The organism is Patiriisocius marinus (assembly GCF_008974325.1).
Taxonomy (GTDB): Bacteria; Bacteroidota; Bacteroidia; order Flavobacteriales; family Flavobacteriaceae; genus Patiriisocius; species Patiriisocius marinus.
This window is the reverse complement of the sequence record NZ_BKCG01000003.1, coordinates 110,462-136,674: the sequence shown is the minus strand read 5'-3', so window position 1 is coordinate 136,674 and position 26,213 is coordinate 110,462. Positions and strand designations below refer to the sequence as shown.

The following is a 26,213-nucleotide window of genomic DNA, read 5'->3' as shown; positions in this document are numbered from 1 at the left end:
TAAGTTTCTTATACGTGTAAAGCTCTATCTCCAGTTGCAGCTAGGGCTGCTTCTTTAACTGCCTCAGCATATGTAGGGTGAGCGTGGCTCATTCTAGCAACATCTTCTGCACTTGCTCTAAATTCCATTGCAACTACCATTTCAGCAATTAAATCTGCACAACGAGCACCTACCATATGTACCCCTAAAATTTCATCAGTTTTAGAATCACTTAGTATTTTAACGAATCCATCAGTATCTCCACTTGCTCTTGATCTACCTAATGCACGCATTGGAAACTGTCCAGATTTATAGTCTACTTTAGATTCTTTAAGTTGTTCTTCGGTTTTACCTACACTTGCAACTTCTGGCCAAGTGTAAACTACGCCAGGAATTAAGTTATAATCTATGTGAGGTTTTTGACCTGCTAATATTTCGGCTACAAGAACACCTTCTTCACTTGCTTTGTGAGCAAGCATAGCTCCTTTAATTACATCACCAATTGCATAAATATTAGAAACGTTAGTTTGTAATTGATTATTTACTTCAATTTGTCCTCTTTCAGTAACCTTTACTCCTGCATTTTCAGTTTTTAAACCATCAGTATAAGGCTTACGACCTACCGATACTAAACAATAATCACCAGAAAAAGTTACTTCCTCATTTTTCTTGTTTGTTGCAGTTACAGTAACTTCATCGTTATTTCTTTCTACTGCAGAAACTTTATGAGAAAGGAAGAATTTTACTCCTTGCTTTTTCATAACTTTCATTAACTCTTTACTTTGAGCTCCATCCATTGTAGGTATAATACGATCCATATATTCTACAACAGAAACCTCTGCTCCTAGTCTGCGATACACTTGACCTAATTCTAGACCAATTACACCACCACCTATCACTATCATGTGTTTAGGTATTTCCTTTAGCTTTAAAGCTTCAGTTGATGTTATAACGCGTTCTTTATCTAATGTAATAAATGGCAATGTAGAAGGTTTACTTCCTGTTGCAATTATAGTATTAGTAGCTTCAATAGTTTCGTTCTTATCTCCTTTAATTTCAATATGAGTTGCATCTATAAAGCTTCCCATTCCCGTAAAAACGTCAATTTTATTTTTACTCATTAAAAACTCGATACCTTTTGTTGTTTGATCAACAACACTAGCTTTACGAGAAATCATTTTTTCAAAGTTGATTTTAACATCACCAGGTATTTCAATACCGTGCTCTTCAAAATGCTTCATAGCATCTTCATAATGGTGTGATGAATCTAATAATGCTTTACTAGGTATACACCCAACATTTAGACACGTACCACCTAGAGTATTATATTTTTCAATGATTGCTGTTTTCATTCCCAATTGTGCGCAACGTATTGCTGCTACATAACCTCCAGGTCCTGAACCTATTACTGCTACATCATATTTTGACATCTCTATTGTATTTTTAAAATTGAAATTACCCAAAATAATGGGCGTTTAAAGTATAAGACAAAGGTACAAACTCTACTATTAACAAGGAAATAATAGTATTTAAGATTATGTTATTTTCTCTCCTCTATCGAGTTAAGCACCCAATTAATTACTGGATCATTTCCAGACTCCAAGTCAGCGAGTGTTGTATTAATTTCTATATCTGGTGTTACCCCATAACCATCAGGCTCAACTTTATAAGGTGCATCTACCTGCATAAGCCCCATATTTATTATAATTTTAGAAGTAGGTAGCTTATAAGGTTTAAATAAACCCGCAACAGTACCATTATAAGCACCACCAGTTTCTTGACCAACTAATGTTGCTCTTTTCGTCGCCTTTAAATTTGTAGATAATATAGATGATGCTGAAAATGAGTTACCATTTATTAAAACATATACATTTCCATTATAATTTTGTTCGTGAGGCGATTGTACTTTCGATTGTCTAAATTTATAATATAATTTACCATCACGTTTTTTTGTTTTTAATAAGTTGTGTGCAACTATAATTGGTGAGAATAATATTGCAAAACCTTGAGATACGGGACTTTTAGCATTACTCATAAACATATTCAATATTGGAGTTCTTGTAGTTACTTCACTTTCATTAATAAAAGTAAAATCTTCTTGAGCGAGATAGCTATAAAGATCATTAATTTCGGCAATTCTACCTCCACCATTATCTCGTAAATCAATAATTAAATCTTTTGTTTGAAGACTATCTAATAATTTAAAACTCTCTTCATAAAATGCCTCATAATCTCCGTTTGTGAATCCTTTAATTTTCATATAAGCAGTTACACTATCCTTCCCTACAAAAGTCATTTCTCTAGTATTTGCTTTTATTTGCGGGATATAGCCGTATTTAGAACGATCCTTTCTTTTTTGTTTATTCTTTTTCCTAAGCGCCTTTCGTGCTACTTTAGTCAGTCTTTTTGGCGAAGCCGAAATTTTAAGTGAATCAACCTTTGTGCTATCTTTTTTAGCCTTTTTATCAATCCAATTGTACTTTCGGTTAAAAACAGAATCTTTCAATTTATAGGTAACATTTAAACTATCTATAAAACCTTTATCTCTTGCATAATATCTTTGAAATCGTTTTCCTACAAAGCTTTCAAAAAGTGTTTTGTTATATCCATCACTTGCTACATTCTTATTATAATCTTTAATGAGTTCCTGTGGTGTCTCACCATTTAGTGAAATTAATTCGCTTCCTACTAATAATGAATCTCCATTTGTAGCTCTTGCAAGGATTAAGTGATTATCAACATATTGAAATTCGCTCGTGAAAAAATCAAATTTTTTATTCTTATTAGCTTTACGTTCTTCTTTAGTTCTTCTCTTTTGTGGAGGAATTACCGAAATATGTCCTTGCCCAACAGTTTTAACAACGGGCGCTAATTTCAAATAAAGCTCCATACTTGTCAAGGGTTCATTAATGGTATTTTGTAAACTATCAAATTTATAGTCTAATTCATCCTTAGAAATATATTGATATAGACGAGGATGGTTTTGCTGAAGTTTGAAATAAGCTTTAGCTACATCCTCTTTTAAAGCAACTACGCTATGCTTTTTGGTAACCTCTTCATTATAACGCTCCACACTTTTACAACTAATAATTGAAGTCGCCGTAAGTGCTAGTAATAGTGCCTTTTTGATCATTAAGTAGATTTTATAATTACGTAAATATGACGGCTATTAGTATCTAATGTTACATCGTAGTACTATTCTCCATCCCTGGAAATGCTAACATCTCCCCCATTCCTACTGTAAATAGCCAATTTCCATAAAGTGCGTGTTCTATAGAAACCAGTGTGGTACTCTTGTATTTTATATAAGTTAACCCAAATAAAATACCTCCGATAAGAGTTAAAATAATCACTAGAATATTTTTGAAGAAAAGATGTGCAAGTGAAAATACCACTGCATTAACTACCACTAAAGTAAATTTTGACTGAAAAAGTGAAACATAGCGTTCAAAGAAAAATGTTCTATATATTATCTCCTGTGGCCACACTGAAAGTAAACTATAAAACAAAAGGATTGTTACAAATAGTAAAGGATTATTCAAAGGCACATAAAATAACGCAGATGGGTCTTTATACCTTACGAATAATATCGTTAAAATGATTATTGTCGTAAAAGTAATTGCTATTCGTTTAAAAAAAGATGCCCGATTTAAATTTTTATGAATCCGAAATTTTAAATTTTCAAATTTCCGAAGTACCATTAATAGATATCCAAAACCTAAAAGCACTAATGCAACTTTTATCCAAATTGCCATAGGTGCAGTAAGGCTTAATGGTAATAAAATAAACAACAATAAAAACTCTCCAATTAAAAACGCACGACTTTTTATCATATACTTATTGCTGTACTATTTTTAACTTCACTAATATTAAATGAACTCTGTGTACTCCCTATATGATTTAAAGATGTTAGTTTGTTAATCATAAAGGTTCTAAAAGCATCCATATCTTCCACCACAACTTTTAACAAATAATCATATTCTCCACTAACATGAAAACATTCCAAAACCTCTGGAAGTTTTGAAACTTCAGCTTCAAAGTCTGTAATATTTGCTTCTGTATGTTGGGCTAGTTTTACGTGGCAAAAAACCATAAAACCAAGCGACAATTGCTTTTTGTCTAGAATAGCAACATATTGTTTTATAAGTCCAGATCGTTCTAATTTTTTAATACGTTCATAAACTGCTGTAACAGACAAGTTTAATTTTGCTGAAAGCTCTTTATTGGTCTGTTTTGCATCTTCTTGTAGGTAACGCAATAATCCTTTATCGATAGAATCCAATTTCATTTAGAAAATTTTTCATAAAACTACAGTATTATAATTTATTGAGCTTATTAATTTACAGGCATTTTCCCTTAAATTAGTTTAATTAACTATAATAACTTTAATGTAGTGACTTATCTTCTAAGGTTGTTTAGTTTTGGTGTATAATATAAACTAACAAAATTTCACTAAACTACCTTAATTATTATGAAAGATACAAAATTTAAACCAGCAAATAATATTCAGGATCTTCAATATTTTGGAGAGTTTGGAGGTGTTAACCCTTCTATTTCTGATTCATCAACATACACATTTCTTTCTGCAAAAACTATGTTTGATACCTTTGAAGGTAATGCAGATGGATGTTACTTATATTCTCGTCACTCTACTCCTTCTAACCTTTATTTAGGCGAAGCACTAGCTGCAATGGAAGGAACTGAAACTGCAAATGTTGCTGCAAGTGGTATGGGTGCAATCACTCCTACTATTTTACAGTTTTGTGAAGCTGGTGATCACGTTGTTTCTAGTAGAACAATCTATGGTGGTACATATGCTTTTCTTAAAAATTTTACTCCTAGATTAAATATTCAAACGTCATTTGTTGATATCACAAAACTTGAAGCTGTTGAAGCTGCCATCACTCCTAAAACTAAAATTATATTTTGTGAATGTGTTTCTAACCCATTATTAGAAATAGCTGATATAGCAGGGCTAGCTAAAATTGCTAAAAAACACGGCTTACAATTATTAGTTGATAATACCTTTTCTCCTTTAACTATTTCACCAGCTAAATTAGGAGCAGATGTTGTAATGCACAGTTTAACTAAGTTTATTAATGGTGCAAGTGATACTATGGGTGGTGTTGTTTGTGGGAGCCAAGAATTAATTGATACACTTCGTAATGTTAATGATGGTGCTTGTATGCTACTTGGAGCTTCAATGGATAGTTTACGAGCTGCAAGTATTCTTAAAAACTTAAGAACTCTACATATTAGAATGCAACAACACAGTCATAATGCACTATACTTAGCTGAAAAATTTGAAAAAGATGGATTGCGCACTGTGTATCCAGGTTTAAAATCTCACCCAGGACATGAGCTTTATAATTCAATGATGAATGATAAATATGGTTATGGTGGAATGCTAACTATAGATGCAGGTTCTTTAGAGAAGGCAAATGCCTTAATGGAATTAATGCAAGAAAAGAATTTAGGATATTTAGCCGTGAGTTTAGGTTTCTACAAAACATTATTTAGTGCTCCTGGAAGTTCTACATCTTCAGAAATACCTGAAGACGAACAAAAAGAAATGGGATTAAGCGATGGGTTAATACGTTTTTCAATTGGACTTGATGCAGATATAGAACGTACATACGCAATGATGCGTGATTGTATGGTTCAAGTTGGAGTTGTATAACATTAAAAAAAAAGGCTCTAAAATTTATTAGAGCCTTTTTTTATTTCAGAACTACCCTCAATGATTAATTAGTTTTCTTGTTTTAGATCAAGCATCATTTGTTTTAACTTTTGTAATTCTTCTTCTTGTTTTTCTACTCTCATTGATAATGAAATTAATTCTTTTTCTTGAGAATTCACTTTATCATTTTGAGTTTTAATATTATTTTTAAGTTCAACTATATATAAAAACTGCTCTTCAATCTTTTCTAAACTAGAAAGAGAAAGATCACTTAAACTAAAATTATAATTATTAGATTTTACTTCTTTATATGATGTCACACCAGGTAAATGACCATTATCTTTCACAAATGCTTCTGCATCTTCAATACTTAGAAAAGTATAATCCTTATTTATTTTTGAAAAACCATCATAATATTTTTCAAACACATAATCGGCATACCCAGAAGAACCTGAATTGGAAACATAATTATTTGCAGATATTTGTCCTGTAGTTTCTAAATTTCCACTAATCCTTGTATTACCAATAAAATATCCTGCCCAAGACCCGACTTTTTCTACTTTAGAATAAATACCATAATGTGTACCACCAACACTTGCGTCAATAACATTATGACTTCCATATTTATTTCCTGTACCAGATCCCCCTAAAGAGTTTTTAGAACCAAAATGATTACCATTACCAGAATTATTAATATTATTATTGGTTCCTATTTTTGTACCATTACCAGTACTACTTATTTGATTATTAGTTCCATAATGTGACCCTGTACCAGGACCATTTACTACATTATTAACACCAAAATGTGAGCCTGAACCAATCCCAGAAACAGTATTATTTACTCCATAGTGAGTGTTATCTCCAGTGTTAGTTATAGTATTATTTATTCCTCTTTGAGATCCAGTTCCATCTCCGGAAAGTAAATTAAAAGTACCATAATGAGTACCTGTTCCTTCACCTTGTAATTCATTTCGAACTCCATAATGAGTACTGTTACCTGTATTCCTTATGTTATTTCTAGTACCAATCATCTCTCCAGTTCCATCACCTCTCAAATCTGTCAAAACACCATAATGTCTTCCAGAGCCAGAGTTTACATCAATATTGTAAATACCTATTCTCTCGCCAGTACCTGCTCCTCCATGTATATTATAAACTCCATATTGTTTACCAGTTCCTGTACCAGACATGGAATTATAAGTACCGTAATGAATACCATTTCCAATATTTGCCATTTGGTTGAATGTTCCAAAATGAGAGTTATCACCAACAACATTTACAGTATTCCAAGTACCATATTGATTAGCAGTACTACTACCTTGAACAATATTATAAACTGCACGACGCTGTCCGCTTCCAATTCCAGAAATAGTATTTCTAGTTCCATATTGTGATCCTGTACCAGAATTACTTAGAGAGTTATTTGTTCCTACTTGAACAGATGCACTAGCTGCAACTATATTAGCTACAAAACCATTTTGAGCTCCATTACCAGTACCATTCATAGATGTTTTATATGCAGTGTGAGAACCAACACCTGTGTTTGTAAATGTACTCCACATTCCTGTTAGAGTTCCATCCTGAGATCCGCCAAGATCTAAATTTATTCCTCTTAAACCTTCTTCAGACAATACATCTAATGTATAACTTGGTGGATTTTTACCAATACCAACTTTTCCTTCTGTGTAAATATCATCTGTTATATCTAAAGCTAAGTTGTTAGTAGTACCTTTATACCAATCATGATCTTGAGTATCAGTATTAATATTTACCCAAATTCCCAAAGTGTTATCCCAATAAACAAAACCTTGATCTAGGGCATTTAATCCTGTTGTTGCAGTAGTGTTATAAACTAAGGTTCCTGTAACAAGTGGACCTGATTGTGGATTTACTACAGTTGTAGTGTCATTGTTTCCTGTTAAAGTAAATTGAGGTATTAAAACACCGCCTTGACCACTATTAGAAATTTCTAAAGAAGCTCTTGGAGAAGTAGTACCAATACCAACTTGCGCAAAACTCACATAAGTAATTAACACTAAACAAATACTTATAATTTTTTTCATAATAAACTCTTATACAAATACCATGCAAAAATAACAAATCAACATCTCAAGTCAATAAATATCAAACACTTAGGAATACACTTTCGATTAAATAACAAATAAACAGATAAAGTAAGTCTACAAATACATACGTTACTTACTATCTTATCGATTCATTATTCTAAAAATTAAATCAATAAGCATATTTTTGATAGATAATATTTAATAATACCGAAATGTTAAACAATTGGAAACTAATCATACTATTATGCCTAACACTTGGTTTAGCCCCTTTTTTTCCAGAACCACATCTTTGGGGAAAAATTAAATGGATAGTCGGAGGTGCCGAAGGAATGACCCTTAAAGATTGGTTTGATGTTGTGCTCCACGGAACACCTTTCATATTATTGATTCGTATTGTTATTGTTAATTTGAGCGCTAAAATTACTGAATATTCAAAATAATTAGTAAAATTTTACGAAAGTCGCAAATCTTTAGTATTGTTTCACACTACCATTTTAGCTACTTTTGTAATAACAACAATAACCCAAAAACCAATGCAAAAAGACCCAAAATCTGAAACTGAAATTTCTTTTGAAAACTTCAAAGCTGAAGTCATAAACGATTATAAACTTGCTGTAACCAGTAGGGAATGTAGTTTGTTAGGCCGTCGAGAAGTATTAACGGGAAAAGCAAAATTTGGAATCTTTGGTGACGGTAAAGAAATACCACAACTAGCTTGGGCTAAAGCATTCAAAAATGGAGATTGGCGTAGTGGATACTACCGCGATCAGACTTTTATGATGGCTATTGGCGAGTTGAGTATTCAGCAATTTTTTGCTGGATTATATGGTGATACTACTAAGGATTCAGACCCTATGAGTGGTGGTCGTCAAATGGGTGGTCACTTTGCTACTCAATCAATTAATGAAGATGGGTCTTGGCGTAATCTTGCAGAACAAAAAAATAGTAGCGCAGATATTTCTCCTACTGCTGGCCAAATGCCAAGACTTTTAGGTCTTGCACAAGCTTCAAAAGTTTTTAGAAATGTTGACGGTTTAGATAATTTCAGTAATTTATCTACTAACGGAAATGAAGTTGCTTGGGGAACAATTGGAAACGCTAGTACAAGTGAAGGACTATTTTGGGAAACGATAAATGCCGCTGGTGTATTACAAGTACCTATGGTAATGAGCGTTTGGGATGATGAGTATGGAATTTCTGTTCATGCAAAACATCAAACAACTAAAGAAAATATTTCTGAAATTTTAAAAGGATTTCAAAGAGATAATGACGTTAAAGGTTATGAAATCATTAGAGTTATAGGATGGGATTATCCACAATTAGTAGAAGCTTATCAAAAAGCATCTACAATAGCAAGAGATGAGCATGTACCAGTTTTAATACACGTGAAAGAATTAACTCAACCTCAAGGACACTCCACTTCTGGATCTCACGAGAGATATAAAAGTAAAGACCGTCTAGCTTGGGAAAGAGAATACGATTGTAATGTTCAATTTAAAAAATGGATTTTAAAAAACAACTTTGCTACTGAAGATGAACTTGATGCAATTGATAAAGACATAAAAAAACAAGTTAGAGAAGGTAAAAAAGCAGCTTGGGAAGCTTATTCTTCTCCACAAAAAAGAGAACAAGATGAAGCAGTAACATTACTAACTAATCTTGCTGAAAGTTCTTCTAATAAAAACTTTATTGAAAAACTTAAAAATGATCTTGCTGGCGAAAAAGAACCTGAACGACGATTAATTGCTTCAACAGTAAGAAAAGCATTACGATATGTAGTAGGTGAAACTTCAGCCGAAAAAAGACAAATTCAAGATTGGTTAAACAATTATTTCGAAACTATTCAACCTCATTATAGTAGTCATTTGTATAGTGAAGCTAGTGATAATGCACCGAGTATTTCAGAAGTACAACCAACCTATAAAGATGGTGCTGAAGAAGTTGATGCACGTGTAGTATTACGTGATAATTTTGATGCAATTTTCAGTAAACATCCTGAAGTTTTAATTTTTGGAGAGGATGCTGGAGAGATTGGTGATGTAAATCAAGGTCTTGAAGGAATGCAAGAAAAATATGGCGAAATGCGTGTGAGTGATACAGGTATTCGCGAAGCTACTATTCTTGGACAAGGAATTGGAATGTCAATGAGAGGCCTTCGCCCTATTGCTGAAATTCAATATCTAGATTATATTTTATATGCTTTACAGATAATGAGTGATGATCTTGTTACTGTACAATATAGAACTAAAGGGAAGCAAAAAGCCCCCCTTATTGTTAGAACTCGTGGACACCGTCTAGAAGGTATTTGGCACAGTGGATCACAAATGGGCGGTTTAATACATTTACTAAGAGGAATGTATATTCTTGTTCCTAGAAATATGACAAAAGCCGCTGGTTTTTACAATACCTTACTAGATACTGATGAGCCTGCATTGGTTATAGAGTGTCTAAATGGTTACCGACTTAAAGAAAAGCTTCCTACAAATCTTGGAGAGTTTAAAACACCTATTGGAGTTGTTGAAACTGTGAAAGAAGGAAATGATATCACATTAGTGTCATACGGAAGTACGTTACGCATTGTTGAAGAAGCAGCTCGTGAGTTATTACAAGTTGGTATTGATGCAGAAGTCATAGATGTTCAATCACTGTTACCACTAGATCTTAATAAAGACATGGTAGAAAGTGTGAAGAAAACAAATCGACTATTGGTAATTGATGAAGATGTTCCTGGAGGAGCTAGTTCATATATTCTTTCTGAAATTCTAGACAATCAAGACGGTTATAAATATTTAGACAGTAAACCTCAAACACTTGCTGCTAAAGCACACAGACCAGCTTATGGAACTGATGGAGATTACTTTAGTAAGCCATCAACTGAGGATGTGTTTGAGAAGGTTTACGAGATAATGCACGAAGCTAATCCAAGTAAATTTCCAAAATTGAGATAAATTGCAGTGTTAATTCATTTTTTTTATCTAATTTTAAATTTCAAATAAGACAACACACAAGAAATGTTTACATCTGTTATAAATAATAATTTCAATAATAATAACGCCAAGACGTAACAGAAACTTGTACCTTATACTCAGCCGCCAAGTTTTTATAGACTTGGCGGTTTTTTTTTGCTCTTTTTTGAAAATGCTTAATAAAACTTGAAACTAATCAATTAAAAAATAAAATTATGTGCGGAATTGTATGTGCCTTTGATCTAAAGCAACCTAGTGAAACGTTGCGACCACAATTATTAACAATGTCTAAAAGTTTACGTCATCGCGGACCAGACTGGAGCGGAATTTTCAATAATAAGCGAGCGATACTAACTCACGAGCGTTTAGCAATTGTAGACCCAACCTCTGGGAAACAACCTCTTTTTAGTAAAGACAAAAAACTTGTACTTGCTGCAAATGGAGAAATCTATAATCACTTAGAACTACGTAAACAATTTGAAGGTACTTACGATTTTCAAACTAAAAGTGATTGCGAAGTAATCCTAGCTCTTTATAAAGAAAAAGGAACTGATTTTCTAGATGAACTAAACGGAATTTTTGGATTTGCATTATATGATGTGGCTACTAATGAGTATCTTATAGCTAGAGACCATATGGGAATTATCCCATTATATATGGGTTGGGATAAAGACGGTACCTTTTATGTAGCAAGCGAATTAAAAGCATTAGAAGGATTCTGTACTAAAATTGAACTATTTCCACCAGGGCATTATTTACATAGTAGTGATGGCGAATTAAAACGATGGTGGAAAAGAGACTGGATGGAATATGATAACGTAAAGGATAATCAAACGAGTATTTCAGATTTAAGAGAAGCGCTCGATGCTGCTGTGCATAGACAATTAATGAGTGATGTGCCCTATGGTGTATTACTTTCAGGAGGTTTAGATTCAAGTATTACTTCAGCTGTTGCAAAAAAATATGCTGATAAACGTATAGAAAGTGGTGATACTGAAGGTGCTTGGTACCCACAGCTCCACTCATTTGCAATAGGACTAGAAGGATCCCCAGATTTAATTGCTGCAAAAAAAGTAGCAGATCATTTAGGAACTGTTCACCACGAAGTTTACTTTACAATTCAAGAAGGAATTGACGCATTACGTGATGTAATTTATCACGTTGAAACATATGATATTACCACTATTAGAGCCTCCACCCCTATGTTTTTACTTGCCCGTGCAATTAAGGCTATGGGAATAAAAATGGTATTATCTGGCGAAGGGGCCGATGAAATTTTTGGAGGTTATTTATACTTTCATAAAGCACCATCAGCAAAAGATTTTCACGAGGAAAATGTTCGTAAACTAGATAAGTTACATATGTATGATTGTCTACGTGCAAACAAATCACTAGCATCCTGGGGAATTGAAGGTCGTGTTCCATTTTTAGACAAGGAATTTATGGACGTAGCTATGAGATTAAATCCTGAAGACAAAATGATTATTGCCGGACAAAAAGCACCTACTGATAAACAAGCAATGGAAAAATGGGTACTACGTGAAGCTTTTGGCGATATGCTACCACACGAAGTTGCTTGGAGACAAAAAGAACAATTTAGTGATGGTGTGGGCTATAGCTGGATTGACACTTTAAAGGAATTAGTGAATAGTGAAGTTAGCGATGACCAAATGGCAAATGCAAAATACCGCTTCCCTATCCAGACACCAACCAGTAAAGAGGAATTCTATTATCGTACTATTTTTGAAGAACATTTTCCTAGTGATGCAGCAGCATTAACAGTACCTTCTGTACCAAGTGTTGCCTGTAGTAGCCAAGTAGCTTTAGATTGGGATGAGAGTTTTAAAAATATGAATGATCCTAGTGGTCGCGCTGTTGGTGGAGTACATGAGGAAGGTTATTAATGTACTTTAAAGAGTTTCAATAATATCTTCGGAAATATTAAAACATCAATTTTTACTCTATTTGATTAAAAAAAGTCTTGGTTACAATTGATAATAGCCAAGACTTTTTAATTAGTAAAATTTCAGAATGAATATGTTTTTTGATGATTAAAGTATCTTGTAATTAAAAAACACTTTAAATTAAAATCCTTTTAAAATTATTAATCTAAAATATAATAGCGAATGAAAACTACGCCAGAACATAATGACAGAATTGCGAAAATGATATTTGGTTCAGTCTATCCACATTACGTTACAAAAGTTGAAAAGAAAGGTAGAACTAAAGACGAATTACATCAAGTAATAGAATGGTTAACAGGATTTAACGAGTCAAAAATAGAAGAATTTATAGCTGAAAAAATAACCTTTAAAACTTTTTTCCAAAGAGCTTCTCTAAATCCAAATGCACATTTAATTAAAGGTGTTATTTGTGGATATCGAATTGAAGAATTAATTAACCCACTTACAAAACAAGTACGGTATTTAGATAAACTTGTAGATGAATTAGCTAAAGGACGTAAAATGGAAAAAATAATACGTACACCTAAATAATTTATGATAATTACTATTTAACAATTACCTGAAATTGCATTGCGGTAAATTGCTTCATATTGAGGAACTACGGTATCAGTATCAAACCTAATAGCCGATTTTTTGGCTCTAGTTTTAAAAGCTGCTAAAGTTTCGTCGTTACTTAAAATTTTAAGAGCGTTTGCTGCCATTTCTTCAATATTCCCAACATCACTTAGAAAACCACTTTCACCATGAATATTAACCTCTGATAGTCCTCCAGTATTACTTGAAATTACTGGAACTCCACTTGCCATTGCTTCTAATGCTGCAAGTCCAAAACTTTCTTTTTCAGATGGAAGTAAAAACAAATCAGTAAAACATAGAATTTTATCTACTTCATTACTATTCCCCATAAATAGAATTTTATCTGAAATGCCCAATTCTTCAGCTAATAGTTCTGCTGGTTCAGATTCAGGACCTTCACCAACTATTAATAATTTAGAAGGAATTTCTTTTTGAATGATATTAAATATTTTCACAATATCACTTACCCTTTTTACTGGTCGCAAATTACTTACATGGGTTATAATACGCTCATTAGGAGTAGCCATTAAATCACGCTGGCATTCAGTATAAGGATTGTTGAAATTTTTGGTATCGATAAAATTAGGAACTACATAGATTTCTTTCTTTATATTGAAAAGACGTAATGTATCGTCTTTCAAACTCTGTGATACTGATGTTACACAATCGCTATTGTTGATACTAAATGTAACCGCAGGTTTATAAAATGGATGATTTCCTACTAATGTAATATCTGTTCCATGTAAGGTTGTAACCATTGGGATAGTAATGCCTTCTTCAGCTAACATTTGTTTTGCCATGTACCCTGCATATGCGTGTGGTATTGCATAATGTACGTGTAAAACGTCAATTTTATAAAGTTTGACCATATCCACTAGCTTACTAGACAAAGCTAATTCATACGGCTGGTATTTAAACAACGGATATTTTGGTACTGAAACTTCATGAAAATGGATATTTCGCGAAAGCAAATCTAAACGAACAGGTTGTTTGTATGTTATAAAATGTATTTCATGGCCACGTTCTGCTAATGCGACACCTAATTCAGTCGCTACTACTCCACTACCACCAAAAGTGGGATAACATACAATCGCTATTCTCATAAATATTTTGTTATTCAGTAACTGCTAAGATACAACGAAGAACCCACTATCATTTTTATTTAAATGATATTAATAATCTATCGCCTCATAGATTGCTTCTTGAATTTTACTTCTCAAGTTAGAACCTATTAACTTTCTATTGTCTGCATTAGGAAATGTTCTATTAGACAAAAACACATATACTATATCCTGCTCGGGATCAGCCCAAGTAAAAGTTCCTGTAAATCCACTATGCCCAAAACTAGTCATAGAAACACACCCACAGGTTGGGCCTGAATCTCCTAATTGGGGTTTATCAAAACCTACACCACGACGTACATTATCATCACAATAGTAGCAAGTATTAAAATCTTCTAAAGTATCCTCACTAATGTAGCGTTTACCTCCGTAGTAGCCTTTATTTAAGTACATCTGCATCATTTTAGCTACATCATTAGCATTACTAAAAAGACCAGCGTGGCCACTTACACCTCCTAACATTGCTGCTCCTTGATCGTGTACATAACCCTGTACTTTTTGCATTCTAAAATAGGTGTCATCTTCCGTAGGGGCTATTCGAGTTTTGCTAAATTTATCCAAAGGATGGTATGTCATTGTTGAAGCTCCCATAGAGTTATAAAAGTCGCGTTGTACAATATTTTCTAACTTATCTTTATGATGTTTTTCTAAATAGCGCATTAGTAAATAGTAAGGCAAATCACTATACTTATAGCCAGAACGACTACGTAATTCACTTTCCTTAATTTGAAGATAGATACTATCTTTAAATTCACGTTTCATATAAAGTTCATTAGCAACTTTATAAGGAAAATCTTGACTACTAGTTTTAGCATACCATTTAGTCATAGGTTTTTTAGTTGCAGTATCTAATGTACCTACATAATATGGTATCCACGCTTTTAATCGTGCAGTATGTGTTAACATTCTTCTAAGAGTAATATTAGCTTTATCAGTACCAGCATATTCAGGTAGCATTGTAGCTAATTTAGTATCCATAGAGAGAACACCTTCATCTACTAATTGCATAATTTGCGGTAAGGTTGCTAATATTTTAGTTAAGGATGCAAGATCGTAAATGCTGTTATCAGTAACTGGTTGTTTTCTATTTTGTTCGTGATACCCAAAGTTTTTATGATATACTACCTTTCCTTTTCTAGCTACTAAAATCTGTGCACCAGGCATCATACCACCTGCAACACCTGCTCTAGCAAGTGAATCTATTTTACGAAGTTTATAACTACTCATCCCAACACTTTCTGGTGTACCGTATGCTAATCTATTTAAACTTGTAGTTCTTAAATGTGTATTTAATGGGAAATTTTCTCCAAGTGAAACAGGTAATTTACCTTCTCCTTCACGAGCACCAAAAATTAATTGTGCAGATAAATTTTGAGAAATTTCACTGTTCTGATAAGACATAATAATACCATCGAAATTTGTGGTCGTTTTTAAATCTAATAGTGCATAAGGTCTTGCAAATACATCAAGAATAAGTGTATTAGTTCTTGCTATTTCATACAACCAAACTAATTCTTTATCAGAAAATTTGTAGCCCTTCCAAGGGTTTGCATTAGATTTATGAAATCCAGCAATAACATAATTATACTTTGATAATTTAGTAATATACTCATCTAAGGTATTTGCTTTCACAAAATCTACTTGCGAATATTTTTGTAAGGCATCTAGAAAAGTTGTACCAGAATCATCACCAAGATTAATGTATGCAATTCGCTTATTTTGTAAATCTTTAATAGGTAATATAGCATTATCATTTTTAAGAACTGTTAAGGCTTTACCTATTGCTTCCTCATAAACAACATCATCTACAATACTATTTAAATCTTCAACAATATAGTTTGCATTTACAGGCTGATAAGTGTGTAAACCTACTTTATACTTAGCGTATAGAATTTTTTTAACTGAATGCGCTAAACGCTCTTCACTCACAACTTCCTCTCTATAAGCATTTACTAATAACGCATGTGCCTTTGGAATATCTTCGGAAATTAGCAACACATCATTACCTGCCAAAAATGCTGCAAGGTCAATTTCTCCTGGTTGTTTGAAATTTGCAGCACCTTTCATATTAAGTGCATCAGTAAATATTAAGCCGTTGAAAGCTAATTCGCCTTTCAACATATCATTTACAATAGTTTTAGATATGGAAGATGGTAATCCTTCTTTCTCTTCTAATGACGGGACATTTAAATGTGCTACCATTACACTACTTAATCCTTCTCGTATTAATCTACGATATGGATAAAGCTCTATACTGTCTATACGTTCTTTTGTAAAATTAATCGTTGGAAGTGTTTTATGAGAATCTGTATCTGTGTCACCGTGACCTGGAAAATGTTTCGCATTTGCTAAAATTCCAGCACGCTGCATTCCTTGCATAAAAGCAAGTGATTTTTCAGTAACATTATCTTTATCTTCACCAAAAGAACGGTTTCCAATAATTGGATTTTTTGGATTAGTGTTAATATCTACAACAGGTGCAAAATTAATATGAACTCCTAATCTTTTAGAGTGCCTACCTATACGATATCCAACTTTCTCAACAATTTTATTATCTGTAATTGCCCCCAAAGTCATATTCCAAGGAAAAGCATAAGTAGAATCCAATCTCATTGCAAGACCCCACTCTGCATCCATACCTATAAGTAAAGGCACTTTTGCTTGAGATTGAAATTGATTATTTAATTTAGCTTGCCTTTTAGGGCCCCCTTTTGAAAAAATTACACCACCAATATGTTGATCACGAATAAGAGCATTTATTTTATCAGTTTTAGGCTTTGGATCGCTCGAAAAAACATCAACCATAAACAATTGTCCTACTTTTTCTTGAAGGGACATTTGGTTATAAATACTATCAACCCACATTCGTTGGTTTTGATAGTCATTTTCTACTATAAGAGGGTTTATTTGTTGTGCTATTGATGTAACAAAAGACAATAAAAGGAGTGCGAGGGCAAACAGTTTTTTCATATACTTAAAAGTACAAAAACTATGCTAGAAATCTATTGTGCCAGCTTTCCTTTGCAGGAACTTCCCAGTTTTCTAAATATTCTTCTTTTGTATTAACTAAGTTGTTAAAAACAATAGTGTTGGGGGAAACAGATTTATTTTTAGCCATCGCTCTAAAATCAGTAAGAGATTTATGAGCTATATGGGGTCCGTTATAATACGTTACGTTCATTTTATCAAGTAAATCAAGATTTAACTTTTCTTGTAATTGCTGTATAAAATGTACAGATGCATCAATACTACAGCCAGAAGCTGAAGCATTTTCTTGGTTTAAACCTATAACTATAAATCTATTATACTTGATTTCGAATCCTGCTTCAAGATTAGCACCGTGAGCTGTCCATTGCTTTAAAAACTCAGCAGTTGTTTCTTCTATAAATGAAGTTTCATCTTCCGTAAACTTTCGGTTAGATTGATAAACCCATATTCTTGAGTCATTAGGAAGGTCTGAAAAATTTGCTAACATTAACTTTAATTTACAATAATGATTTACTTTAATAATAACTTACAAAATCTAAAAATGTTTAGAGATCACCTGCCGTTGCAATCATTTCTGCAACATCCATCACTTTTACATCACCTTCTTTTTCTTCGTGTTTTACGCCATCTGTCATCATTGTATTACAGAATGGACAACCTGCTGCTATAATTTCAGCACCTGTTTCTATTGCTTCTTCTGTACGTTCAATGTTTATTTCTTTAGTTCCTGGTTCCGCTTCTTTAAACATTTGAGATCCACCAGCTCCACAACATAGTCCTTTTGTTTTGCAACGTTTCATTTCAACAAGTTCCACTTCAAGTTTTCTTAATAGATCTCTTGGAGCTTCATATTCACCGTTAGCGCGACCTAAATAACAAGGGTCGTGAAAAGTAATTTTCTTTCCTTTAAATTTTCCACCTTCAACTTTAAGTCTTCCTTCATTTAATAGTTCTTTTAAAAACTGAGTGTGGTGCATAACTTCGTATTTACCACCTAATTGAGGATATTCATTGTTTATAGTATTGAAGCAATGAGGACAAGCAGTTACAATTTTTTTAACCTCATATGCATTCATGACTTCAATATTAGTCACTGCTTGCATCTGAAATAAAAATTCGTTCCCTGCTCTTTTAGCGGGATCACCAGTACAGCTTTCTTCTGTTCCCAATACAGCAAATTCTACTCCTGCGTTATTTAATAATTTAACAAACGCTTTAGTAATTTTCTTTGCTCTATCGTCAAAACTTCCAGCACAACCTACCCAAAATAATACTTCAGGTTGTTTTCCTTGGGCCATAAATTCGGCCATTGTTGGGACTTTTAGTAATTCGCTCATATCTATTTCCCGGTGAGACGGGGACCTTTTTTTATTAAAATCTTATTATTCCTCAAATACCTGAATAGTTACTTCTTTATCTACTAAATCAGTAAATTTTCCTTTATATCGTGTTGCTTTTACAAGGTGATTATCAACCCAATGGTAATTACCACCACGTGGTTTACCCATTAAAAGTGAATGATAGTTAAAACCGTGTTTTTTAAGCCAAGTTTCGGTAACTTCTCTATGATCTTCTGTTCTAGAAGTGAAAAAACAAATTAAATGTCCTTCATCATACCATTTGTTTAATGTTTTTAATGCATCTGGAAATGGTTCGCAAGTAGCCATACGTTCAGGCTCTTCATTCGGGACATCTTCAGTAATAGTGCCATCTATGTCTATTAGATAGTTTTTTACACCTTCAGGTAATACCGGGCTTACTGTTTCTCCAGCTTCTACCTTTTCGTGTAACATTTTTTCTGCTTCTTGTTGGTCCATTTCTCTCTTATTATTGTAATTACTAATTCTACTTTAATTTTCTAAAATCTGATTTTGCTACTCGTATGTATAAAATTTTCTTTGTTTCTCCATTTTCAACAACAGTGTCATCGTCATTTCGAGTATTATACATATTTCGCCAACCTACTTGGGTTAAGTATCCTTTCTGTTTCTCATTACAATAATCACAAAACACTTTTGTAACTTTAATGTCTACAGCATTATTAGATTGATATGTAATATTTCCGTAGATTTTAAACTGTAATGAGTCTTTTTTAAAATCGTGGATATTTTGTGCATTCATTGCTTGAATACTGAATATTAGCAATAAAAGTTCAAAATAATATTTCATATCTATGCATTATTCTTTCGCCCAGTTCAATCTATCTTGTTGATTAAAAGGCCAAGGAGCTCCATTATTTTCAATATTTGTCATTGTTACATTTAGCTCATTAGGTGCGGCACTTTGCTCCATGACTAGGTATTGACGCATATCCATAATTATCGATAATGGATCAATACTTACAGGACAAGCTTCTACACATGCGTTACAAGTTGTACAAGCCCATAACTCTTCAGTACTAATATAATCGCCTAATAATTGTTTGTTATCTGGTACAAATACTCCCTTATTTGCATCTAGATTTTTACCTACTTCTTGTAGACGGTCTCTTGTATCCATCATAATTTTACGAGGAGATAATTTTTTACCTGTTTTGTTTGCAGGACATTCATCTGTACAACGACCACATTCCGTACACGTATAAGCATTTAATAATTGGATTTGCGTTAAATCCATTACATCACTTGCACCAAATTTAGCCGGAGCTGGAGCATCTGCTGGTGGAGCAGCAAAAGGATCTACATTAGGGTCCATCATCATTTTAACTTCAGCTGTCACAGCTTCGTTATTTTTAAATTGACCTTTAGGAGTTACACGACCAAAATAAACATTAGGGAAAGCAAGTAATATATGTAAATGCTTAGAGAAATATAAGTAGTTTAGGAATATTAAAATTCCAATAATATGAATCCACCAAGCACTACGCTCAATTATATGAAGAGTACTTTCTGAAGTTCCAGAAAAGAAACCAGCGATATGTTGTGAAATAACGTTCCCGTTATTCATTTGTTGAAAAGGAACATCAGTAGCGTTCATAATTAAGAACAATGCCATTAATATCATTTCAAAATATAAAATGAAATTTCCATCTTGCTTTGGCCAGCCTTTCATTTCAGGTTTAAAGAAACGTTTTATCTTAATAATATTTCGGCGTAGCCAAAATATTACAACTGATACAAAAACAAGTACTGCTAGAATTTCAAAACACGCAATTAGAAATCCATAAACACTTCCCATTCCTGAAAATGCACGATGTGTTCCAAATATTCCATCAATAATAATTTCTAAAACTTCAATATTGATAATTATGAAACCTACATATGTAATAAAGTGTAATATTCCAGAAACTGGTCGTTTTACCATTTTAGATTGCCCTAAAGCTATTCGTGCAACATTTCCATAACGCTCAGCTTTATTATCACTAGCATCAACGGGAATACCTTGCTTAATATTACGAATTACTTTACGTATGTTAATAGTAAAATAGCCAACTCCCGCAATTAGCAGGAGTAAAAAAATGATGTTTGGTATGTATTGCATTATTTATTGGTCTGGGTTATCCGGCGTGTTGTATTCAGTGTTTTTTCTTCCAAAAACTGATATATGTACGTAACGCTTAGGATTAAGTTTTACATCTTGTAATAGTTGTTCTAACTGGCGCGATGCTCCTTCCAAATTTTCGTAAAGGGCGTCATCTTTTAATAATTTACCTACAGATCCTTCTCCATTTTCTAAACCTGAAGCTATATCTTCAAATCTACTAACTACTGACTGAAATTCATTTACAAGTTTACCTGTCTCTAATTGGGCAAGCGAATCTGACAAAGAGTTAAAATTGACCGCCATTTCATCTAAGTTTGTGAACGTACGGTCTAATTTATCACTGTTATTACGTAATAATCCATCTAGACTACCTGAAGCACCATTAAGTGATTTCATAGTAGTATTAAGGTTTGCTATAGCTCCTTGTAAATTACGTGTAGTTTCTTCATCTAATAAATTAGTAAATGATATCATTAACGAATCTACCGTAGCAAGAGTAACATTTACTTTCTTTTCAAGGGGTCCTAATGCTTTAGTTACAGCTGTTAGCATACCATCTTCAATACTACCTACAAGTGTATCTCCAGATACAGCAAATTTATCAGACTCATATTTAGGAAAAATCCCTAAAGACTTTCCACCAATAAGTCCCGTACTGTATATACGTACAGTGCTTGATTTTGAAAATTGGAAATCTTCTTCTTCTACTGAAAATTTAACAATCAATTTACCAGTCTTATTTTGGTATGCGATATCTAATACTTTACCAACCACCAGACCATTTATAGTAACAGGTGCTGCAGAGGCTAAACCTTCTACATTACCATATTCTACAAAAAAGGTACGGTTTTTCTCAAGCAAATTTGTGCCTTTAAGATAGCTATATCCAAAAATGAATAATAGTATCGCACCAATTGCGAGGATTCCTGTTTTAACTTCTCTTGAGAGTTTCAAATTGTGTGATTGTTTTAAGAAACAAATTTAACAATAAATCTTGTTAATTATCCTTTGTACTGAGCACTTCTGAAAGTTTAACTTTTTTTCCTCCTTTATAAGCAACTACAAAGGCTGAGGAGTACCCTTTTTCCTGTGCATAGGTTTTCATAAGTTGAATTTTAGTGTAATCTGAAGTATTTCCGTAGTAATACTTGTATAAATCTCCCTCTTTATCACGATCAACATCTTTAAGACCTTTAAAATTTTGAGGTTTTGTTTCTAGTTTTCTTTTACTTGCTGCTAGTTGCACTTTAAAATCAACACCTTTGTAAATATCTTCTTCTGAAATTTTAATAGCTTCCTCAATTTCCTGCTCCGTTATTACTGGGTTTTGCGCTCCACTGGTAGCTAATTTAATATTATTTTTATAAGTAATAATCCCATTTGCTACTTCTCTAGCCAATTCTCTTCTACCTTTTTTTGAATTTACATAAGGACCTTCTTGTTTATTAGTTAAAAAACCAAGTTCAACAAGAACACTAGGCATATATGAACTGTGGAGTACCCAAAAAGGAGCTGAGCGCACACTTCTATCTTTTCTTTTTAGATTGTTAACTATGTTTGTTTGTATTAATCCAGCAAGTGTAATACTTTGATCTAAATATTCTTCTTGCATTAATGTCAAACCAATTAACGATTCAGGTGAGTTAGGATTAAAACCAGCATAATTTTCTTCATAATTTTCTTCTAAGAAAATAACTTCATTTTCCTTTTTAGCTGTTTCTAAGTTTTTTTCAGATTTAGCAACCCCCATTACAAAAGTTCCTATTCCGTGTGCTTGGTTTGTAAAAGCATCACAATGTATAGAAACAAAAATATCTGCATCTGCTTCATTTGCAATTGGCCCTCTTCTGTATAAATCAATTAAAACATCTGTTTTTCTTGTATAAATAACTTTAAAATCTGGAATTTTTTCTAGAATCGCTCCTATTTGCAAAGTAACATCAAGGACAATGTCTTTCTCTATAAAGCCATTACCTAGATTCCCTACATCAGTTCCTCCGTGTCCTGCATCTAAAACTACGACAAAAGGTTTCGTATTTTGTGCCTTTGTAGTGAAACAGATGGCATTGAACATCGTCATTACTGCAATAAATATTAAAGATAAAGGTTTCGTTTTCATATGAGTATCAACGCGGAATTTATAAATTTGTTTTTTTAAATCGAAGCAAAAAAAATATGCTTAGTTTTGACGTTCCAAAAACTAAGCCAAAATACAAAATAATCGACGTATAGGGTGCCGTACAAACAGCTTAATTTATTCATTTTATTCACATTTCTGCTTTGCTTGAATGCACAACTCTTTGCGCAAGAAATTCCTACCACGGAAATCCCAAATATTCCTGCCGAAGAAACACCAGAATCTATTGTGATTCCCGCTACTGAAATACTTCAAGAAGTTAATGAACGTGAAGTAGATAGCACTAAAAATGACACTATAAAAGTACCGAAAGAAGTACTTACAGATATCGTTGAATACTATGGTGAAGACTACGTATATATTGACAACTTAAACAGTAAAATATATTTATACAACAAAGCTTATTTAATCTATGGCGATGTGCGTATTGATGCTGGTGAAATAATACTTGACTACGCTACAAATGAAGTTTATGCTAGAGGTATTGACAGCACAGGAGCTTATACACAAAGACCTGTTTTTACCCAAGGACCTAATGTAGTTGAACCAGATTCTATTAAATTTAATTATGATACTGAGCAAGCAATAGTTTACAACTCAAGAGGTGAAGAATCTGGTTTTAAATACATTGCTGAAAAAACAAAGAAAATAAATGACTCCGTTATATTTCTTCGAAACGTAAAGTTTACTACATCTCGAGATATAGAAAATCCTGACTATTACTTCTATACTCGAAAAGCCAAGTTTGTTCCTAAAAAGAAAATTGTAACAGGACTAACTAATATGTACATTGCAGATGTCCCTACTCCCATTGGACTTCCATTTGCCTATTTTCCTTTGACAGACGATCGTACTTCAGGATTTATTCTCCCAACATTTGGAGAAAATAGTAGTCGTGGATTTTTCTTCCAAAATGGAGGGTATTACTTAGCGCTTTCTGAATATTTCGATTTAACGTTATTAGGTGATTACTATACCAATGGTAGCTACGCTTTACGAACAGAATCATCTTACGCAGTTAAATATAAATTTAGCGGAAACTTAAACCTACGTTATGAAAACATTATTACTGAAGAAAGAGGTTTTCCAGATTTTGCACAGAGTACAATTTATAATATACAATGGAGTCACTCACAAGATCAAAAATCTAGTCCTAATTCTCGATTTAATGCACAAGTAAATTTTGGTAGTAGTGAGTATTTTAGACAGTCAGTTAACATCGTAAACAACTCAAGTGTTTTAAACAACCAGTTAAGTTCGTCTGTTAGTTATTCTAAAACTTTTGAAGGAGAGCCACAGATAAATACTTCAGCAGCAATTAATTTACAACAGAATACACAAACGCAACAAATCAATATGTCCTTGCCAAATGTTACGGCAAACATATCTCGTATTTTTCCATTCGCACCTAAAACAGGTGTCAAAAAAGGAATTATTGATAACATCAATTTACAGTATGATGTGACCGCACAAAACAGAATCAACACTACTGATTCATTGTTTTTTACTGCTGAAATGTTCGATGATGCTTTGATAGGTGTTCAACACAGAATTCCAATAAGTACAAACTTTAAAGTACTTGATTATTTAAGTGCTTCAGCAAGTACAACATTTACTGAAACTTGGACTTTTACAACTTTTGAACAACGATATGATGAAACTGCAAATGATGGTGATGGAGGTGTTGTAACAGATACTGTAAATGGATTTGATAGATATTCAACGTATAATTTTTCAGCAAGTTTAGGAACCACAGTATATGGTTCGTTTAATTTTGGTGATGATAAAAAAATTCAGAAATTAAGACACGTAATGCGTCCTTCGGTTAGCTATTCTGTCAATCCAGGATTTGAACAGTACTATGATGAATATACTATTCCCGCAACAGCAGATCCTGATTTAAATGATGAAATTGTTCAATATTCTCGCTTTCTAGGGACTCTAAATGGAGCGCCAGGACGCGTTTATTCAAGTAATGTGGGCTTAGCTTTAAGCAACACATTTGAAGCCAAAATACGTGATAGCGACACTACTGCTTTAGAACCTAAAAAGGTAATTCTTTTAAACAATTTAAACTTTACAACTAGCTATAACCTTGCTGGTGATTCCTTACAATGGAGCCAATTAAATGTTCGTGGAGCAATCCCTATTATTCCAAAATTAGATATTAACTTTAGTGGTGAACTAGATCCTTACGCTTTAGATAACAACAATCAAAAAATTGATGTTTTCAATATTGATAATGGCGGTAGTTTATTTAGATTAAATCGTGCTAACGTGAGTTTAAACTATTCTTTTTCAAGCAAAGATTTTGAAGGTAAAAGCGAAGAAGATGAACGAGAAGATAATCAAACCTTTAGAAATGGTGGTCGACAGGATGATCTTTTTGGAGATACCACTGATAGATTTAGAGGTGATGATTACGGAGATGACGATGAAGAAAAAACTGTAACCAATAAAGATTGGTATAATTATAAAATTCCTTGGGACTTAAGACTCGCCTACACGATAACCTATAACAATACTGCAAGACAGGATGAGATTTCATCTCAATCCTTAATGTTTAGTTCTAACCTAGAATTGAGCCCGAGATGGAAAGTAGGATTTTCATCAGGATATGATTTTAAAAACAAGGGGGTTACTCAAACAAATTTTAGATTTCAAAGAGATTTAGAAAGTTGGAAAATGAGTTTCAATTGGACTCCTATTGGTTCTGTAAATACTTCTTGGTACTTTTTCGTAGGGATTAAATCATCAATACTTAGCGATATTAAATACGATCAAAGAAGAGAACCTGATCAGGGATTATAATTTTATAATTCTGAAATTTTCATTTAAATCAACATGTAATGAGTAAAAGAATAATTAACACAGACAAAGCCCCTGCTCCTATTGGACCGTACAACCAGGCAGTATTACACGGTAATATGCTTTATACTTCAGGGCAAATTGCTATTAACCCTACTACTGGGGAATTAGAGATAGCAGAAATACAAGCAGAAACTACTTTAGTTATGGAAAATATGAAAGCTGTTTTAGCTGCTGCTGGAATGACTTTTGAAAACGTAATTAAATCATCAATTTTCATAAGTGATATGAACAACTTTAGTAAGATCAATGAAGTATATGCTCGTTACTTTGACGAAGCTACTGCACCAGCTAGAGAAACGGTTGAAGTTGCAAACCTACCTAAGTTCGTAAACGTAGAAATATCAATGATTGCTAGCTTATAGCAACTTGTTATCCATTAAAT

General features: G+C 33.0%; 21 protein-coding genes. 7 read left to right on the top strand and 14 right to left on the bottom strand.

Features of this window, described 5'->3' with window-relative positions; translation table 11 throughout:
• Positions 1-8: 8 nt before the first annotated feature.
• The 4 genes from lpdA to GBH57_RS07570 all read right to left on the bottom strand — a co-directional run bounded on the left by lpdA (position 9) and on the right by GBH57_RS07570 (position 4,267).
• Positions 9-1,409, bottom strand: coding sequence for a dihydrolipoyl dehydrogenase (gene lpdA / locus GBH57_RS07585; protein WP_151673699.1), 1,401 nt, complete (start codon positions 1,407-1,409; stop codon positions 9-11).
• A 110-nt stretch (positions 1,410-1,519) separates the two neighbouring features.
• Positions 1,520-3,112 (bottom strand): S41 family peptidase, encoded by a 1,593-nt coding sequence (locus tag GBH57_RS07580; protein ID WP_151673697.1) that lies wholly within the window; start codon positions 3,110-3,112, stop codon positions 1,520-1,522.
• 49 nt (positions 3,113-3,161) lie between these two features.
• Entirely contained in the window at positions 3,162-3,812 is a 651-nt protein-coding gene (locus GBH57_RS07575; RefSeq protein ID WP_151673695.1) for a CPBP family intramembrane glutamic endopeptidase, read from the bottom strand.
• Complete coding sequence (locus tag GBH57_RS07570; protein WP_151673693.1) at positions 3,809-4,267, bottom strand: Lrp/AsnC family transcriptional regulator; 459 nt, start codon at positions 4,265-4,267, stop codon at positions 3,809-3,811. The genes GBH57_RS07575 and GBH57_RS07570 overlap by 4 nt, the downstream gene beginning before the upstream one ends.
• Before the next feature lie 183 nt (positions 4,268-4,450).
• Between GBH57_RS07570 and GBH57_RS07565 the strand changes: the two genes are divergently transcribed.
• On the top strand, positions 4,451-5,659 hold the full coding sequence (locus GBH57_RS07565) for an aminotransferase class I/II-fold pyridoxal phosphate-dependent enzyme (protein ID WP_151673691.1): 1,209 nt from the start codon (positions 4,451-4,453) through the stop codon (positions 5,657-5,659).
• 68 nt (positions 5,660-5,727) lie between these two features.
• Here GBH57_RS07565 and GBH57_RS07560 read toward each other — a convergent pair whose 3' ends face one another.
• Positions 5,728-7,722 (bottom strand): phage tail-like protein, encoded by a 1,995-nt coding sequence (locus tag GBH57_RS07560; protein WP_151673689.1) that lies wholly within the window; start codon positions 7,720-7,722, stop codon positions 5,728-5,730.
• A 215-nt stretch (positions 7,723-7,937) separates the two neighbouring features.
• Here GBH57_RS07560 and GBH57_RS07555 point away from each other — a divergent pair, with 215 nt between their 5' ends.
• The 4 genes from GBH57_RS07555 (at position 7,938) to GBH57_RS07540 (ending at position 13,186) form a co-directional block, all read left to right on the top strand.
• Positions 7,938-8,165 (top strand): hypothetical protein, encoded by a 228-nt coding sequence (locus GBH57_RS07555; RefSeq protein WP_151673687.1) that lies wholly within the window; start codon positions 7,938-7,940, stop codon positions 8,163-8,165.
• 93 nt (positions 8,166-8,258) lie between these two features.
• The gene (locus GBH57_RS07550; protein ID WP_151673685.1) at positions 8,259-10,673 is read left to right on the top strand and encodes an alpha-ketoacid dehydrogenase subunit alpha/beta; all 2,415 of its coding nucleotides are present in this window, start codon (positions 8,259-8,261) and stop codon (positions 10,671-10,673) included.
• Positions 10,674-10,906: 233 nt separating this feature from the next.
• The gene (gene asnB / locus GBH57_RS07545) at positions 10,907-12,595 is read left to right on the top strand and encodes an asparagine synthase B (protein WP_151673683.1); all 1,689 of its coding nucleotides are present in this window, start codon (positions 10,907-10,909) and stop codon (positions 12,593-12,595) included.
• Positions 12,596-12,817: 222 nt separating this feature from the next.
• Positions 12,818-13,186 carry a DUF2200 domain-containing protein gene (locus GBH57_RS07540; RefSeq protein ID WP_151673681.1) on the top strand — a complete coding sequence of 123 codons (369 nt, stop codon included), beginning with the start codon at positions 12,818-12,820 and terminating at the stop codon, positions 13,184-13,186.
• A gap of 17 nt (positions 13,187-13,203) precedes the next feature.
• Here GBH57_RS07540 and bshA read toward each other — a convergent pair whose 3' ends face one another.
• The 9 genes from bshA to GBH57_RS07495 form a co-directional block, all read right to left on the bottom strand.
• A complete protein-coding gene (gene bshA, locus GBH57_RS07535) occupies positions 13,204-14,334 on the bottom strand; it encodes an N-acetyl-alpha-D-glucosaminyl L-malate synthase BshA (protein WP_151673679.1) in 1,131 nt (376 codons plus the stop codon).
• Between the two features lie 69 nt (positions 14,335-14,403).
• Entirely contained in the window at positions 14,404-17,322 is a 2,919-nt protein-coding gene (locus tag GBH57_RS07530) for a serine hydrolase domain-containing protein (RefSeq protein WP_151673676.1), read from the bottom strand.
• A gap of 19 nt (positions 17,323-17,341) precedes the next feature.
• Positions 17,342-17,827 carry an ABC transporter ATPase gene (locus GBH57_RS07525; protein ID WP_151673674.1) on the bottom strand — a complete coding sequence of 162 codons (486 nt, stop codon included), beginning with the start codon at positions 17,825-17,827 and terminating at the stop codon, positions 17,342-17,344.
• A gap of 58 nt (positions 17,828-17,885) precedes the next feature.
• Positions 17,886-18,677: a (Fe-S)-binding protein gene (locus GBH57_RS07520; RefSeq protein ID WP_151673672.1), complete on the bottom strand. Its 792-nt coding sequence runs from the start codon at positions 18,675-18,677 to the stop codon at positions 17,886-17,888.
• 45 nt (positions 18,678-18,722) lie between these two features.
• Positions 18,723-19,157, bottom strand: coding sequence for an LNS2 domain-containing protein (locus GBH57_RS07515; RefSeq protein WP_151673671.1), 435 nt, complete (start codon positions 19,155-19,157; stop codon positions 18,723-18,725).
• Between the two features lie 28 nt (positions 19,158-19,185).
• A complete protein-coding gene (locus tag GBH57_RS07510; RefSeq protein ID WP_151673669.1) occupies positions 19,186-19,509 on the bottom strand; it encodes a hypothetical protein in 324 nt (107 codons plus the stop codon).
• 9 nt (positions 19,510-19,518) lie between these two features.
• Positions 19,519-20,820 carry a 4Fe-4S dicluster domain-containing protein gene (locus GBH57_RS07505; RefSeq protein WP_151673667.1) on the bottom strand — a complete coding sequence of 434 codons (1,302 nt, stop codon included), beginning with the start codon at positions 20,818-20,820 and terminating at the stop codon, positions 19,519-19,521.
• A gap of 3 nt (positions 20,821-20,823) precedes the next feature.
• Positions 20,824-21,777, bottom strand: a complete 954-nt coding sequence (locus tag GBH57_RS07500; RefSeq protein ID WP_151673665.1) for an MlaD family protein — start codon at positions 21,775-21,777, stop codon at positions 20,824-20,826.
• 43 nt (positions 21,778-21,820) lie between these two features.
• Positions 21,821-22,942: an N-acetylmuramoyl-L-alanine amidase family protein gene (locus tag GBH57_RS07495; RefSeq protein ID WP_151673664.1), complete on the bottom strand. Its 1,122-nt coding sequence runs from the start codon at positions 22,940-22,942 to the stop codon at positions 21,821-21,823.
• Between the two features lie 165 nt (positions 22,943-23,107).
• Here GBH57_RS07495 and GBH57_RS07490 point away from each other — a divergent pair, with 165 nt between their 5' ends.
• Both GBH57_RS07490 and GBH57_RS07485 read left to right on the top strand, forming a co-directional pair.
• Positions 23,108-25,771 (top strand): putative LPS assembly protein LptD, encoded by a 2,664-nt coding sequence (locus tag GBH57_RS07490; protein ID WP_308640227.1) that lies wholly within the window; start codon positions 23,108-23,110, stop codon positions 25,769-25,771.
• A gap of 38 nt (positions 25,772-25,809) precedes the next feature.
• A complete protein-coding gene (locus GBH57_RS07485; RefSeq protein ID WP_151673662.1) occupies positions 25,810-26,193 on the top strand; it encodes a Rid family detoxifying hydrolase in 384 nt (127 codons plus the stop codon).
• The last annotated feature ends 20 nt before the right edge of the window (positions 26,194-26,213 follow it).

Excerpts from the sequence above, each read along its gene's own strand:
- lpdA (WP_151673699.1), bottom strand. The coding sequence starts at position 1,409 with ATGTCAAAATATGATGTAGCAGTAATAGGTTCAGGACCTGGAGGTTAT.
- GBH57_RS07555 (WP_151673687.1), top strand. The coding sequence starts at position 7,938 with ATGTTAAACAATTGGAAACTAATCATACTATTATGCCTAACACTTGGT.
- GBH57_RS07505 (WP_151673667.1), bottom strand. The coding sequence starts at position 20,820 with ATGCAATACATACCAAACATCATTTTTTTACTCCTGCTAATTGCGGGA.
- GBH57_RS07515 (WP_151673671.1), bottom strand. The coding sequence starts at position 19,157 with ATGGACCAACAAGAAGCAGAAAAAATGTTACACGAAAAGGTAGAAGCT.
- GBH57_RS07570 (WP_151673693.1), bottom strand. The coding sequence starts at position 4,267 with ATGAAATTGGATTCTATCGATAAAGGATTATTGCGTTACCTACAAGAA.
- GBH57_RS07510 (WP_151673669.1), bottom strand. The coding sequence starts at position 19,509 with ATGAAATATTATTTTGAACTTTTATTGCTAATATTCAGTATTCAAGCA.
- bshA (WP_151673679.1), bottom strand. The coding sequence starts at position 14,334 with ATGAGAATAGCGATTGTATGTTATCCCACTTTTGGTGGTAGTGGAGTA.
- GBH57_RS07550 (WP_151673685.1), top strand. The coding sequence starts at position 8,259 with ATGCAAAAAGACCCAAAATCTGAAACTGAAATTTCTTTTGAAAACTTC.
- GBH57_RS07560 (WP_151673689.1), bottom strand. The coding sequence starts at position 7,722 with ATGAAAAAAATTATAAGTATTTGTTTAGTGTTAATTACTTATGTGAGT.
- GBH57_RS07575 (WP_151673695.1), bottom strand. The coding sequence starts at position 3,812 with ATGATAAAAAGTCGTGCGTTTTTAATTGGAGAGTTTTTATTGTTGTTT.
- GBH57_RS07565 (WP_151673691.1), top strand. The coding sequence starts at position 4,451 with ATGAAAGATACAAAATTTAAACCAGCAAATAATATTCAGGATCTTCAA.
- GBH57_RS07540 (WP_151673681.1), top strand. The coding sequence starts at position 12,818 with ATGAAAACTACGCCAGAACATAATGACAGAATTGCGAAAATGATATTT.
- GBH57_RS07520 (WP_151673672.1), bottom strand. The coding sequence starts at position 18,677 with ATGAGCGAATTACTAAAAGTCCCAACAATGGCCGAATTTATGGCCCAA.
- asnB (WP_151673683.1), top strand. The coding sequence starts at position 10,907 with ATGTGCGGAATTGTATGTGCCTTTGATCTAAAGCAACCTAGTGAAACG.
- GBH57_RS07525 (WP_151673674.1), bottom strand. The coding sequence starts at position 17,827 with ATGTTAGCAAATTTTTCAGACCTTCCTAATGACTCAAGAATATGGGTT.
- GBH57_RS07530 (WP_151673676.1), bottom strand. The coding sequence starts at position 17,322 with ATGAAAAAACTGTTTGCCCTCGCACTCCTTTTATTGTCTTTTGTTACA.
- GBH57_RS07485 (WP_151673662.1), top strand. The coding sequence starts at position 25,810 with ATGAGTAAAAGAATAATTAACACAGACAAAGCCCCTGCTCCTATTGGA.
- GBH57_RS07495 (WP_151673664.1), bottom strand. The coding sequence starts at position 22,942 with ATGAAAACGAAACCTTTATCTTTAATATTTATTGCAGTAATGACGATG.
- GBH57_RS07580 (WP_151673697.1), bottom strand. The coding sequence starts at position 3,112 with ATGATCAAAAAGGCACTATTACTAGCACTTACGGCGACTTCAATTATT.